This is a genomic window from Streptomyces olivaceus (assembly GCF_000721235.1).
Taxonomy (GTDB): domain Bacteria; phylum Actinomycetota; class Actinomycetes; order Streptomycetales; family Streptomycetaceae; genus Streptomyces; species Streptomyces olivaceus.
The window spans coordinates 16,485-28,988 of record NZ_JOFH01000049.1 but is presented as its reverse complement, the minus strand read 5'-3'; the positions used below and the strand labels follow the sequence as shown (position 1 = coordinate 28,988).

The following is a 12,504-nucleotide window of genomic DNA, read 5'->3' as shown; positions in this document are numbered from 1 at the left end:
ACGTGGTGCGGTGGTGCACCTTACCCGCGAAGTGGAGACATTTTTCAACTTGAGAAGACACCCTCAACTTCGCTAGGTTCAGCGCATGACCGAACGTCCCCTGCGCCGTGACGCCGAGCGCAATCGGCAGCGTCTGCTGGAGGCGGCGCGAGAGCTGATGGCCCGCGACGGACTCGGAGTGCCGTACGAAGTGATCGCCCGCGCGGCCGGTAGCGGCATGGGCACGCTGTACCGGCGCTTCCCCCAGCGACAGGACTTGGTGGACACCCTGTTCGCCGAGCACATCGAGGCCGTGGTCACCCTGGCCCACCAGGCACTCCGGGCCGACGATCCGTGGACCGGCCTCACCTGGTTCATGGAGCGGCAATTCGAGCTCGAAGCGGGCAATCGCGCTCTGAGCGAACTGCTGCGCGGCGCCCAACAGGGAACCGACCGGCTGGCCCAGGGGTGCGCCAGGATCGCGGAACTCGCCGCGCAACTCATCGAACGCGCGGTCGGCGCAGGTCGACTGCCGAGCCACGTGACCCCCCGCGACCTGGAGACCATCCACCTCATGGTGGGGGCGGTGATGGACGCCTCCCGGCAGCACGACCCCACCCGATGGCGACGCGCACTGGCCGTGTCGCTCGCCGGGCTCCGCCATGCCGAACCGTCCCACCCGTGCGAGGGCGAACAAGCCGACGCACATCCCGACAACGCCCCGGCATCACCGAACGGAGAGCAGACTCCCCATGTCCCTGCCCCCTGAACTGGTCGACATCCTGCGCACACCCGCCCTGTGCTTCCTGACCACCCTCATGCCGGACGGCTCGCCCCAGATCACCCAGACCTGGGTCGACACCGACGGGGAGAACATCCTCATCAACACGGTTCTCACGCACCAGAAGACGAGCAACGTCGAACGCGATGCGCGCGTCGCTGTCGCTGTCGCGGACCCGGACGCGCCCGCGCGGTACTGGGGAGTCCGTGGGCGCGTCACCTCCACCACCACGCAAGGAGCCGATGAACACATCGACGCGCTGTCGCACAAGTACCTGGGACGCCCCTACCCGGGTTTCGCCGGCGGAGCGCAGCAGCGCGTCCTGCTGACCGTCACCGCCGACCGAGTGCACACCCCACGCGCCTAGTACTCCAGCAGGACGTCTGCATGCGCCGGCCAGTCGGCGCTTCACGGGACCCCGGCGAGGGCCCTACGGCAGCATGCCGGGCCCGGCGGGTGCGGCCCGCGGGCAGCGGGTGCGGTCCGCCGGGCACCCCGGCCGGAAAGAGGCTTATGCGGCGGGCCTCGACGGGGGTATGAAATGAGTCACTCCGGTAGCCCGCGCCGAGTCCATGGGAGCGCTCCCATCTGCAACGGGCCCAGCACAGCACAGGTGACAGCACGTCACACTCTGACCAAATGTTGAACTTGCAAGCACTCGTTAGGCGCACCTAACGTGAGCAGCCCACTCGGTTCCGTCCCCACCGGCCCCGCTCGGCCGGTCGACCGAAGGAGCACCCCCACATGTCCGGACGCCTCGACAGCGCCCAGCCCTACGCCCTCGGCCTGTTCCGCATAGTCGTCAGCCTGCTCTTCGTCTGCCACGGCGCCGCTTCCCTCTTCGGCGTGCTCGGCGGCGCGCCGGGCACCGGCGGCACGCTCGACGCGGGCACCTGGCCGGGCTGGTACGCGGCCGTGATCCAGCTCGTCGGCGGCGGCTTCGTCCTGCTGGGCCTCGGCACCCGCGCGGCGGCCGTCGTCTGCTCGGGCTCCATGGCCTTCGCGTACTTCAAGATGCACCAGCCGGGCGCCCTGTGGCCGCTGGAGAACGGCGGCGAGGCGGCGGCCATGTTCTGCTGGGCCTTCCTGCTCCTCGCCTTCACCGGATCCGGCGCGTTCGGCCTGGACCGGCTCCTCGCCCGGCGCGCGTCCGAGGACGAGCCCTCCGCCGCGGAGCAGCAGACGCCGGTCGCGGCCTGACCCGACCACACGGCGGCGATGCCTCGCCCGTAGGGCCTGTCGTCACATTCCCGTCGTCCGCCCGAAGGGCGGGCCCGGCGGCGTCAGGGGGCGTCGACCGGCGTACTGGTTGTACGTGGTCGGCGCCCGGTGCGGCGAGAGTGCGTGCATGGCGTCGCCGGGCAGACGGGAATGTGACGACAGGCCCTAGGGGAGGCACCGCCGCCGTGTGCGACGAACGGACACCCGAGCCCCTATGCTCCTCTGTCACAGCCCACGCGTACGCTGTATGGCTGTCATAGGCCGCCCTGCCGTCCCCGCGTCGCGCGGCACGGTCCGGCCCACGGGGGACGTAACGGGGAGTTGTGGTGGTCGAGAGTCTGGGAAGCGTCGGAGCGCTGGTCAGCAGCCCATGGATCTATGCGCTGGTGGCCGTCTCGGTGCTCCTCGACATCTTCCTGCCGGTACTGCCGAGCGGCGTCCTGGTGATCACCGCCGCCACGGCCGCGGCCGCCGGATCGGGCGCCGCGGCCGCCGGGCGGGTCCCTGAGAACGTGCCGGACATCCTGATCCTGACCCTGTGCGCGACGACCGCCTCCGTCCTCGGCGACCTGGCCGTCTTCCGGCTCGCCTGGCGCGGCGGGCCGCGTCTGGACCGCGCGATCGCCCGTTCCCGCCGGCTGACCACGGCGCAGGAACGTCTTGGCGGGGCCCTCGCGCGAGGCGGCGGCGCCCTGGTGGTGCTCGCCCGCTTCGCCCCGGCCGGCCGCTCGATCGTCTCCCTGGTCGCGGGCGCGGCGCACCGCCGGATCCGCGACTTCCTCCCCTGGTCGGCCCTCGCCGGCCTGGCCTGGGCCGCGTACAGCGTCGCCCTCGGCTACTTCGGCGGCCAGTGGCTCGGCGCGACATGGCTGGCGGCGGGGGTGTCCCTGGCGGCGCTGTTCGGCGCCGGGGCGGGCGCGGCGTTCCTGGTGCGCCGCCAGCCCCGGGCGTCGGAAGCCGCGTAGCGGCCGGACGGCGGGCGGGCTTCCCCGGCCGGACAGACTCCCCCGGCCGGGCGGCGACCACGCCGCGGCGTCAGGACGCCGCTCGCCGTGTGCCGCCCGCGCCTCCCCGTATCTCCAGGCCGGCCAGCAGCTCGGCGGTGGCCCGGGTGACGGCCTCCACCGCCTGTTCGAACACTTCCTCGTTGTGCGCGGCGGGTGCGCGGAATCCGGACACCTTGCGCACGTACTGGAGGGCGGCTGCCCTCATCTCGTCCTCGGTGGCCTCTTCCGGCAGCGCGGGCGGGCGCAGTGTCTTGATGCTGCGGCACATGGCGTCGTCTCTCCCCTCGTCAGCGGCACGGCTTCCGCCGGTCCGGTCGGGCCCCGGTCCGGCCCCGGTCCGGTCGTCCACACCGCCCCTTTGTTTCACGGTAGGGCAGGGGTACGACAACGCGCGGAGGCCATCCGTTCGCGTGAATCCCCGAAGGGAACGCGCGCCTCAAAATCGAACAGGAGTATCATTGAGGGGTGGCAACGACCTATGACTTCCCCAGTGACCTCCTCGCCGGTCAGGAGGAACTGCATCAGGTCCGGGCCGAGCTGGCGGCCCTGTTGAAGAGACTTCCCTGGTCCGTCGAGCCCCTGGACGGATTCAGCGACGACAACGGCTGGCGCAAGGTCGAACGCCCCGCCTCCCCCGGCTGGTCGGAGGACGAGCAGGCCGAGGTCGAGAAGCTCCGGCAGCGCGAGCGCGAGCTGGCCGTGTTCGTCAGCACCCATCGCTACTGGTCGGAGACGACCGGCGCCGACCAGGTGCAGGCCCGGTCGGCGCTCAAGCGCACCCACGAGGCGCCTCGGCCCCCGGACGGGGACGACGCCTGACGGGAGCACGCGAAAGGCCCCCGGGAGCATTCCGGGGGCCTGTGCACCGACGGCTGCGGCGCCGGTCCTGGTGGGCGCGGACGGTTTCGAACCGCCGACATCCTGCTTGTAAGGCAGGCGCTCTACCCCTGAGCTACGCGCCCAGGACGAGTCGACAGCCTACATGGCCCCGAGCACTGCCCGGCAAGCGCGTCGGCGGCGCTGCCGTCGGCCCGGCCGGACCCGGCTCGGGCATGGCACGGACGGCTCGGACCCGGCGGGCCCGCGACCGGACCCGGCGGACCCGGAGCGGGACCCGGCTCGGGGGTTAACCCCACCCCCGATCCGGTAGTGGTCCGGATCCCGCTGCGGTGCCGTGCTCCGTACGGTCGTAGAGCCTCGTCGGCACGGCCCGTCCGGCAATCCGGAAGGCCCCGCGCGCGGCACCTCGTCGTCCGTCCCAGGGGGAGACATCCATGCCCGCCCGTACCGTTCCCGCCCGTGCGCTCGCCGCCGCCGGTGCCGTCGTCGTCCTCGTCGCGGGGCTCAGCGCCTGCGCCTCCGCGTCGGACGACAAGGACCCCGAGCACCGGTCGTTCGACCTGAAGGGCAGCACGCTCACCGTGGACTCCGACGACTCCCCGCTGGAGATCGTCGCCTCCGACGACCAGGCGGCCGGGAAGGTCGAGGTCACCCGGTGGTTCTCCGGGTCGGTCGCGATCGGCTCTGACCCCGAGATCACCTGGAAGATGGACGGCGACCGGCTGGAGCTGCGGATGCGCTGCTCCGGCGTGATCGCCGACTGCGCGGCCAAGCACCGCGTGGAGGTGCCGCGGGGCGTCGCCGTCAAGGTGAGGGACGGCGACGGCAGCGTACGGGCGAGCGGGTTCGAGGACGCCCTGGACATCCGTACCGACGACGGCTCCGTGCACGTCACCGACTCCTCCGGGCCGCTGGAGCTGCGCACCGGTGACGGCTACGTGCGGGCCGAGGTCTCCTCGCGCCGGGTGAAGACGCACACCGAGGACGGCTCGGTCCGCCTGGAGCTGGGGGCGGTGCCCGACCTGGTGGAGTCCCGCAGCGGTGACGGCTCCGTGTCGATCACCGTGCCCCGGGCCACGTACAAGGTGTCGGCGGAGACCGAGGACGGCGGGGTCGACGTGTCCGTGCCGCAGGACGAGACCAGCGCCCACGTGGTGAACGCCCGGACCAAGGACGGCGAAGTCACGGTCCGAACCGCGAACTGACCGGCCCGTGTGTTCGTTCCCAACGGGTGGGAGAATGGACCCGGGCAGGACGGACGACACGGGAGAGTGATGTGACGGCGACACCATCGCAGCCGCACTCGCCGATGGTGCCGCGCGCCGCGCGCCCGCCGCACCGCCGCCGGAGCCGCCCGCCCCGAGCGGAACGCGACACGGTGGGACGTGCCGCCGCAGGGCGTGCGACGGCAGGACGTACGACAGCGGTGCGTGACACGCTCGTCCTGGTGGGCCTGCCGCTGCTCGCCGTGCTCGCGCTGCCCGCGGCCTTCGCCGGAGGCGGCACCCGGCGCTGGTTCGGCGGGCGGGCCGAGAGCCAGCGGGCCGAGGCGCAGGCCGCGAAGGACGACGCGGCGGCGGCGTTCTACGAGCTGGACACCGCCCAGCGGGACCTGCGGATCTCGATAGAGACGATCGCGGCGGTGGACTCCTCCCCCGCCGCCCGGCGCGCGGTCACCGACTTCGAGACCTTCGGCCGGCGCATCGACGAGGCCAGCCACCAGTACATCGGCGCCGTCGACGCCCACGACCTGGACCGGGACGACCTGGAGGCGTCGGCCGCCGCCCGCGCCCGGACCGAACTGACCGCGGCCAAGGACGAGCTGGGCCGGGTCAAGCGGGAGCTGGACCGCTTCGCCGAGGGGCTCGGACCCCTGCTCGGCAAGGCCGAGACCCAGCTGGCCCGCCTGGCACCCGCCGTCGAACGCGCCCGGCAGGCCCTGCTCGCCGCCACCAACGCCCTGGACGCGGCGCGCGGATCCGGGCTCCGGGCGGACGACCTCGCCTCCCGCCTCGCCGCCCTCGGCCCGGAGCTGACCCGGCTCAACGAGGGCGCGGGCCGGCACGGCGTCCCGCAGACCCTGGAGCGGGCCGAACGGGTCACCCGCGAGGCCGAGGCGGTCCGCGCCGAAGCCGAGCGGCTGCCCGAACGCGCCGCCGAGATCGGCCACCGGCTGACCTCCCTGCGCACCCGCGCCCAGGCCCTGACCACCCGCACCGGCCAGGTCGACCCGGTCCTGAGCGAGCTGCGCCGCCGGTTCACCGCCGCCTGCTGGCAGGACCTCCAGCAGGTGCCGGCCCAGGCCGCCGAGTCCGTCCGGCAGGCCGAGCGGAAACTGGCCGAGGCGCAGACCGCCCGCGACGAACAGCGCTGGCCCGACGCCACCGCCCTGCTCTCGACGGTGCGCGCGCTGCTGAACTCGACCGACGAGGCCGTCTCGGCGGCCGGCGACCGGCTGCGGCAGCTCAACGCCGTGCAGAAGGACCCGCAGCAGGAGATCGAGCGCACCCGTTTCGCGGTCCGCGACGCCCAGCGCCTGGCCATGGCCGGACGCAGCACCCCCGATCCCCGGCACGCGCGCCCGCTCGACGAGGCCGTGGCCCGGCTGGAGCGGGCGATCGCCACGCTGGAGGGCCGGCACCCCGACTACTGGCACTTCCTGACGGAGACGGAAGCGGTCCGGCAGACGGTGGCGGAGGTCGTGTCCCACATCCGCGAGGAACGCGGCGCGGGCAACTGACCGGCCGCCGACGGGTGTCGGACCTCGGGGCGAAGGGCTGACCGCCCGCCGCCCGTGGCGGCTAACCTGTGCGCATGCCTCGCTACGAGTACCGCTGCCGCAGCTGCGGCGACACCTTCGAACTGAGCCGTCCCATGGCCGAGTCCGCCGCCCCCGCCGCCTGCCCGGCGGGCCACGACGACACGGTGAAGCTGCTGTCGACGGTCGCGGTCGGCGGCTCGGCCTCCGCCTCCGCACCGGCCCCGTCACCGGGTGGCGGTGGCGGTGGCGGCTGCTGCGGAGGCGGCTGCTGCGGCTGAGCCGCCCCGGGCCCGACGAGCCCGCCGGGCCACTGGGGCCGCCGGGACCGCCGAGCCCGGCCGGGGCCGCCGGTCACCTGGTCTTCCGCGGACCAGGCCCCCTGCCTTCCTCAGGCTCCCTTCAGCTGCGCGTCCCTAGCGTGGCCGTCATGACAGCCATCGCAGCGCAGCCGGCCGCGGACAGCGGTGCGGCACCGCAGTGGATCAACGACCTGATGGACGCGCTCGGCGCGCCGGGCGCCGGTCTCGCCATCGCACTGGAGAACCTCTTCCCTCCCCTGCCGAGCGAGGTGATCCTTCCGCTCGCCGGGTTCGCCGCGGCCTCCGGCCGGATGAACCTGATCGCCGTCCTGCTGTGGACGACGGCGGGATCGGTGATCGGCGCGCTGGCCCTGTACGGGGTCGGCGCGCTCCTCGGCCGGGACCGCACGGTGGCGATCGCCGCGAAGCTGCCGCTGGTGAAGGTGTCCGACATCGAGAAGACGGAGGCGTGGTTCCTCAGGCACGGGACCAAGGCCGTGTTCTTCGGCCGGATGATCCCGATCTTCCGCAGCCTGATCTCCGTACCGGCGGGCGTGGAGCGGATGCGGCTGCCCGCCTTCCTGGCCCTGACCACGCTGGGCAGCGCCATCTGGAACACCGTGTTCGTGCTCGCCGGCTATGCGCTGGGCGACAACTGGTCAGAGGTCTCCGGCATCGCCTCCACGTACTCGAAGGTGATCCTCGCCGTCGCCGCCCTGGCGCTGCTGGTCTTCGTCGTCCTGCGGCTGCTGCGGCCGGGCACCGGCCGCCGGGGGCAGCGCCGGGGTCAGGGAGCCTGACCCGCCGCACCAGCCACGCCGGCCGCACCGGCCGCTCGCAGGAACTCCCGCAGGATCCGCTCACCGGCCAGCACACCGCGCTCGGGCAGGGCGCCGACCACCGGAGCCGTCCAGCCGGAGTCGGCCAGTTCGCCGTGGCCGGGGCGCCAGCCGCGGTCGGCCGCGAGCAGCAGGTCGGCGTCGAGGAGCGAGTCCCCGGCGGCGAGGGTGAGTTCGGCGCCGGTGCGGCGGGCGACCTCGCGCACGGCGGCGCTCTTGGTGAGCGGCTTGGGGACGGCGTAGATCTTGCGGCCCTGCAGGGACACGGTCCAGCCGCGGTTCTCGGCCCACACGGCGAGTTCCTTCACCCAGTCCTCGGGCAGCAGTTCGCGTTCGACGACGAGGTAGGCGAAGAGGTCCTCGGCGACCCGGTGCTTGCGTACCCACAGCGGGTCGGCGGTGGCCGTCAGGTGGTCGCGGACCTCGGCGAGCGAGGCGCACTCGTCGGCCAGCCGCGCGGTCACCCGGGCGTGCCAGGCGGGGTCGGAGACACCGTCCACAAGCAGGTGGCCGCCGTTGGCGCAGATCGCGTACTCGGGCGGGGGGCCGGGGAGGTTGATCCGCTGGTACTGCTTGCGGGTCCGCGTGGTGGTCGGCACGAAGACCGCCGTGTCGCCGAGTTCGGTCAGCAGCCGGGCGGCCGTCTCGGTCAGGTAGGACAGGGGTCTGCTCTCGTAGACCTCCACGCAGAGCAGCCGGGGTGCCCTCAGGTCGGGCATGGTCAGCCCGAGCGCCGCCGCCGAGTAGATCAGCGTGCGGTCGAGGTCGCTGGCGACGAGGACCGGCATCAGAGCGCCACCGCCCGGCCGTCGGCGCCGGTCGCGCCCCGCGTGTACCGGGGGTGGATCAGCCCGACGCAGGTGTACGGCAGGTCGTCGACCTCCTCCACGGGTACGCCCCGCTGCTCGGCCAGCAGGCGTACGTGGTCCAGGTCGGCGCCCGCGCCGGCCCGGGCCAGCACCTTCCAGGGGACGCGGCGCAGCATCACGCGGGTGGTCTCGCCGACGCCGGGCTTGACGAGGTTCACGTCGTGGATGCCGTACTCCTCGCTGATCCGCTCGACGGCGGCCCAGCCCTCCCAGGTGGGGGCGCGGTCCGCGGACAGGAGTTCCTTGGCCTGGGCGTCGACGGCGTCCGTGACGTCGGGGAAGCGGGCGGAGACGGCGTCGAGGAAGGCCGGCGACAGGTCGGCGGCGGCGAGTTCGCGGTAGAACTTCGCGCCGTGGAAGTCGTGCGGGCCGACCAGGTCGGCGCGGAGCACGGTGCGCGAGATCAGGCCGGAGACCGTGGAGTTGAGGCACGCGGACGGGATGAGGAAGTCGTCGCGGGTGCCGTAGGTGCGTACGCAGGAGCCGGGGTCGGCCAGTACGGCGATCTCCGGGTCGAAGCCGGTGACGCCGTCGGTGTCCTCGAAGTCGCGCAGCGCGGCGGCGAGTTCGCGGGTGATGGCGCCCTTGCCGGTCCAGCCGTCGACGAAGACGACGTCGGCGGGGTCGTGGTGCTCGGCCAGCCAGCGCAGCGCGTTGGCGTCGATGCCGCGGCCCCGGACGATCGACACGGCGTAGTGCGGCAGGTCGAGGCCGTGCCGGAAGTGCGCCCAGCGGCGCATCAGGACGCCGACGGGGGTGCCCGCGCGGGCGAGGGAGACCAGGACCGGGCGGGGCGACCGCTCGGTGAGCACGACCTCGGTGACGGCGCCGACGGCGCGCGCGAGCCGGGCGGCGGAGGTGTCGAGGGCCGCGTGGAACAGCTGCTGGTACTGCTCGCTGGGCTGGTACTCCACCGGCAGCGACTCGGCGTAGTGCGCGCCGCCGCGCTGGATGGCCTCCTCGCGCTCCTCGGTCGGTGCCTCCAGCGTGACGTCCGAGAGGTCCTGGAGCAGCCACCCGACCTCGTCGGGCGCGTACGAGGAGAACGCGGGGCCGCGCAGCGGCTCGGGCAGCATGGAGGGCCTTTCAGGGGCGTGCGGGGCTCGGGGGGCGCCGGGGACGTACGACGGGACGACCGCGAGCAGGACGTGCGGCACGTGGGCGGCGAGCCGGGCGGGCAGGCCGTCGGGCGCGTGCAGGGCGGGGGTGTCGGCGGCCGAGTCGACGACGGCGACGACGGCGTCGAATCCGGCGCCCGCGACGTTGTAGGCGTAGCGCTCGCCGGGGCCGTCGGCCGGGTCGTCGTGCGCGGGGAAGACCAGGCGGGTGCGTATCGCGTAGCCGGGGTCGTCGACCGCGAGGACGGGAGAGCGGGTGGTGGTGGAGTAACGCACCTCGGCGCCGGTGGTCTCCTCCAGCGCGTGGGCCAGGCGGAGGGGCGCGTACATCAGCTCCTCGAAGCCGAGGACGAGCACGCGCCGGGCGTCCGCGGGCAGCGCCTCGGCGATCCGCGCCGCCATGCCGGGGAGGGCGGCCTCCAGCCGCTCCCGGTGGGCGGTGGTGAACCCGTGCCGCCCGCCGTCGGGCAGGCCGTCCGGCCAGCGCAGCCCGACGCGCGCCACGGAGCCGGACGGGCCCGGGCGGGCCGGCGGGGCGCTCGGCCCGCCGCTGTACTCCGTGGGCGGCTCCACGGGCGGGGCCTCGTGGCGGGCGACCAGTTCCTGGCCCTTCTCCAGCACTCCCGGCGGGAGCCGGACCGTGCCGGAGGCGGCCGTCACCAGGTCGACGCGGGCGCCGATCTCCCGGGCGAACTCCTCGAGGCGGCCCGCGTCGGCGGGCGAACGCGTGTCGACCAGGGCGACGACGACGTACCGCTCGCGCGGGTAGCGCTCGTGCAGTGCGCGGACGGTGTTGAGCACGGTGTTGCCGGTGGAGAACTCGTCGTCGACGAGGACCAGCGGCCCGTCCCCGGCGAGCAGCTCCGGATCCCGGGGCAGCAGCAGGTGGGAGGTCGCGTGCGAGTGGGACTCCTCGAAGCCGCCCGCGCGGGCGACCCCGGCGACCGGGCGGCGGGTGGAGTGCAGGTAGGCGGCGGGGCCCAGGCCGTCGGCGACGCAGTGGCCGAGCCCGGTGGCGGTCTCCGCGTAGCCGAGGACCACCGCGCGTGCGGCCTCCTCGGCGCCGAGCAGGTCGCGGACCCGGCGGCCGAGGGCGACACCGTGGCCGTACACGACGGAGGGCGACTGCGGGACGTGCTTGCCGAGCACGTTGGAGACGAGCAGGTGCGCGCGCCTGGGGTTGCGGCGCAGGGCCAGCCCGAGCAGGGCGGGCAGCGCCTCGTCACCGGCGAGTTCGACGCCGAGCCGCTCGGCGACCCAGCTGCCCGACCACACTCCGGCCGCCGCCCGGTCCGCCCGCACTCCGGCCGCCGCCCGGTCCGCCCGCTCCCCGGCGCTTCCCTCGGCGTGCGCGCTCTCGGTCATGTACTCGTGCCTCCCGTTGTCCACCGACGGCCCGCCGCTCTCGTCCGCGGCGCGCGCCCTGTCGTACGTCATTGTCCGTGGTCAGTCGGACAGGCCGGCGGTGAGCAGCTCCACGAAGCCGATGTCCTCGTTCGCCACGCCGAAGGCCTCGGCGCGCAGCAGTGTCCGCTCGGCCCAGGCGCGGTGCGGCTTCACCTCGTTCATCTTGTTGGTGTAGGCCGACCTCAGGACCCCGCCGCCGCCCCGTTCGGGCCGCAGGATGTCCTTGGCGTCGCTGAACTCCTCGTGGCTCACCACGGACAGCGCGTGCACGGGCAGTACGTGCGAGGGATGGATGCAGGTCTTGCCCAGCAGGCCGTTGGCCCGGTCCAGGGAGATCTCACGCAGCAGGCCGTCCATCGAGTGCTCGATCAGTTTCTGGCGGAGTCCGGCGGCCTGGCCCTCCAGGAAGGGGCTCTGCCGCAGCTGCGGTTTGAACATCCGCTCCGGGACACGGAAGTACTCCCAGACCGGCCCGGTCACCGTGAATCCGGTGCCGTCGGCGCGGGCGAGCATGTTCACCACGTCGGCGATCACCGAGGCGACGATCTGCACGTCGTACGCCGTCATGTCGGGGCCTCGGCGCAGCCCGTAGGAGGAGCAGAAGTCGGTCACGCCGAGGCGGAGGGCGAGCACGCGGTCCCGGTACTTGTCGACCGCGCGGAAGATCCCCTCCAGCGTGTGCACCCGGGTCTCGCGGTACAGCAGGTCCGGGGACTCCAGGACGGGCATGGCGAAGAGTCTGCGGCCGCCGGCGGCCTCGGCGGCGGCGAGGGCCTCCAGGAAGGGGATGCCGCGTTCCTCGGTGAACTTCGGCAGTACGAACCCGGACAGCAGTTCCACGGCGGGGCCGAGGCGGCGTACGAGGTCGGGTATCTGCTCGGGGGTCCGGACCCGGACGAAGAGCAGGGGAGTCTCGAAGTCGGAACGTTTCGCCAGCTCTGCCAGCTGGCTGACGAGGTTGGCCTCGCCGGCCGGCACGTCGGCGTCGTCGATCGAGTCCTCCAGGCACAGGACCATCGACACCACGCCCTGCTCGCGCTGCTTCAGGATGTCGTCGGCGAGTCTCGGCCGGGTGGCGGGGCTGTAGAGCGTGGCGCCCAGGGCCGCGGACAGCAGCCGGGGGGCGGAGTCCGCCGTGAAGGGGCAGGGCTCCTGATGAAAGAGCCGCTTCCGTACATCAGGGGCAATCTGTCCGAAATGACGCATTTAAACTCCCCCGTGTTGTCTGGCGTGCCCTCTGGGCGCCCTGTGAACCGTCGAAAGGTGGCCGGTAATAGTACGTACGCCTCCATGTCGGTGGTTCCCACCGGGCATGAATTCCAGGTAACCCGGCCATGTCAACGACGGCGACCCGAGGAGGCGGGCGCCGGCCCGGTATCCGCC

General features: G+C 73.4%; 13 protein-coding genes and 1 tRNA gene. 9 read left to right on the top strand and 5 right to left on the bottom strand.

Annotated elements, in window-relative coordinates; genetic code table 11:
• Positions 1-85 precede the first annotated feature (85 nt).
• The 4 genes from IG94_RS0134585 to IG94_RS0134570 all read left to right on the top strand — a co-directional run bounded on the left by IG94_RS0134585 (position 86) and on the right by IG94_RS0134570 (position 2,946).
• Positions 86-748, top strand: a complete 663-nt coding sequence (locus IG94_RS0134585) for a TetR/AcrR family transcriptional regulator (RefSeq protein ID WP_063763430.1) — start codon at positions 86-88, stop codon at positions 746-748.
• Complete coding sequence (locus IG94_RS0134580; protein ID WP_031046789.1) at positions 732-1,127, top strand: PPOX class F420-dependent oxidoreductase; 396 nt, start codon at positions 732-734, stop codon at positions 1,125-1,127. Before IG94_RS0134585 ends, IG94_RS0134580 begins: the two co-directional genes overlap by 17 nt.
• 377 nt (positions 1,128-1,504) lie before the next feature.
• Positions 1,505-1,960: a DoxX family protein gene (locus IG94_RS0134575; protein WP_031046787.1), complete on the top strand. Its 456-nt coding sequence runs from the start codon at positions 1,505-1,507 to the stop codon at positions 1,958-1,960.
• Positions 1,961-2,307: 347 nt separating this feature from the next.
• Entirely contained in the window at positions 2,308-2,946 is a 639-nt protein-coding gene (locus IG94_RS0134570) for a DedA family protein (RefSeq protein WP_031046784.1), read from the top strand.
• Between the two features lie 70 nt (positions 2,947-3,016).
• Here the strand turns inward: IG94_RS0134570 and IG94_RS0134565 are convergent, their stop codons facing one another.
• The gene (locus IG94_RS0134565; RefSeq protein WP_031046780.1) at positions 3,017-3,256 is read right to left on the bottom strand and encodes a DUF2277 domain-containing protein; all 240 of its coding nucleotides are present in this window, start codon (positions 3,254-3,256) and stop codon (positions 3,017-3,019) included.
• Between the two features lie 197 nt (positions 3,257-3,453).
• Here IG94_RS0134565 and IG94_RS0134560 point away from each other — a divergent pair, with 197 nt between their 5' ends.
• Positions 3,454-3,807, top strand: a complete 354-nt coding sequence (locus IG94_RS0134560) for a hypothetical protein (RefSeq protein ID WP_031046777.1) — start codon at positions 3,454-3,456, stop codon at positions 3,805-3,807.
• 68 nt (positions 3,808-3,875) lie between these two features.
• On the opposite strand, the gene IG94_RS0134555 is transcribed toward IG94_RS0134560, so the two are convergent.
• Positions 3,876-3,950 (bottom strand) — tRNA-Val (locus IG94_RS0134555).
• Between the two features lie 312 nt (positions 3,951-4,262).
• Here IG94_RS0134555 and IG94_RS0134550 point away from each other — a divergent pair.
• From IG94_RS0134550 to IG94_RS0134535, 4 genes are all read left to right on the top strand, one after another.
• Positions 4,263-5,033: a DUF4097 family beta strand repeat-containing protein gene (locus IG94_RS0134550; protein ID WP_031046775.1), complete on the top strand. Its 771-nt coding sequence runs from the start codon at positions 4,263-4,265 to the stop codon at positions 5,031-5,033.
• 71 nt (positions 5,034-5,104) lie between these two features.
• Positions 5,105-6,568 carry a hypothetical protein gene (locus IG94_RS0134545; RefSeq protein ID WP_031046772.1) on the top strand — a complete coding sequence of 488 codons (1,464 nt, stop codon included), beginning with the start codon at positions 5,105-5,107 and terminating at the stop codon, positions 6,566-6,568.
• A gap of 74 nt (positions 6,569-6,642) precedes the next feature.
• Positions 6,643-6,867 carry an FmdB family zinc ribbon protein gene (locus IG94_RS0134540; RefSeq protein ID WP_031046769.1) on the top strand — a complete coding sequence of 75 codons (225 nt, stop codon included), beginning with the start codon at positions 6,643-6,645 and terminating at the stop codon, positions 6,865-6,867.
• A 149-nt stretch (positions 6,868-7,016) separates the two neighbouring features.
• On the top strand, positions 7,017-7,688 hold the full coding sequence (locus IG94_RS0134535; protein WP_031046765.1) for a DedA family protein: 672 nt from the start codon (positions 7,017-7,019) through the stop codon (positions 7,686-7,688).
• Here IG94_RS0134535 and IG94_RS0134530 read toward each other — a convergent pair.
• The 3 genes from IG94_RS0134530 to IG94_RS0134520 form a co-directional block, all read right to left on the bottom strand.
• Positions 7,676-8,515: an HAD family hydrolase gene (locus IG94_RS0134530; RefSeq protein ID WP_043485467.1), complete on the bottom strand. Its 840-nt coding sequence runs from the start codon at positions 8,513-8,515 to the stop codon at positions 7,676-7,678. The genes IG94_RS0134535 and IG94_RS0134530 overlap by 13 nt on opposite strands.
• Complete coding sequence (locus IG94_RS0134525) at positions 8,515-11,079, bottom strand: phosphoribosyltransferase (protein WP_031046760.1); 2,565 nt, start codon at positions 11,077-11,079, stop codon at positions 8,515-8,517. The genes IG94_RS0134530 and IG94_RS0134525 overlap by 1 nt, the downstream gene beginning before the upstream one ends.
• A gap of 81 nt (positions 11,080-11,160) precedes the next feature.
• Entirely contained in the window at positions 11,161-12,327 is a 1,167-nt protein-coding gene (locus tag IG94_RS0134520) for an HpcH/HpaI aldolase/citrate lyase family protein (protein WP_031046758.1), read from the bottom strand.
• Positions 12,328-12,504: the final 177 nt, after the last annotated feature.

Excerpts from the sequence above, each read along its gene's own strand:
- IG94_RS0134585 (WP_063763430.1), top strand. The coding sequence starts at position 86 with ATGACCGAACGTCCCCTGCGCCGTGACGCCGAGCGCAATCGGCAGCGT.
- IG94_RS0134580 (WP_031046789.1), top strand. The coding sequence starts at position 732 with ATGTCCCTGCCCCCTGAACTGGTCGACATCCTGCGCACACCCGCCCTG.
- IG94_RS0134575 (WP_031046787.1), top strand. The coding sequence starts at position 1,505 with ATGTCCGGACGCCTCGACAGCGCCCAGCCCTACGCCCTCGGCCTGTTC.
- IG94_RS0134565 (WP_031046780.1), bottom strand. The coding sequence starts at position 3,256 with ATGTGCCGCAGCATCAAGACACTGCGCCCGCCCGCGCTGCCGGAAGAG.
- IG94_RS0134550 (WP_031046775.1), top strand. The coding sequence starts at position 4,263 with ATGCCCGCCCGTACCGTTCCCGCCCGTGCGCTCGCCGCCGCCGGTGCC.
- IG94_RS0134540 (WP_031046769.1), top strand. The coding sequence starts at position 6,643 with ATGCCTCGCTACGAGTACCGCTGCCGCAGCTGCGGCGACACCTTCGAA.
- IG94_RS0134535 (WP_031046765.1), top strand. The coding sequence starts at position 7,017 with ATGACAGCCATCGCAGCGCAGCCGGCCGCGGACAGCGGTGCGGCACCG.
- IG94_RS0134530 (WP_043485467.1), bottom strand. The coding sequence starts at position 8,515 with ATGCCGGTCCTCGTCGCCAGCGACCTCGACCGCACGCTGATCTACTCG.
- IG94_RS0134525 (WP_031046760.1), bottom strand. The coding sequence starts at position 11,079 with ATGACCGAGAGCGCGCACGCCGAGGGAAGCGCCGGGGAGCGGGCGGAC.
- IG94_RS0134520 (WP_031046758.1), bottom strand. The coding sequence starts at position 12,327 with ATGCGTCATTTCGGACAGATTGCCCCTGATGTACGGAAGCGGCTCTTT.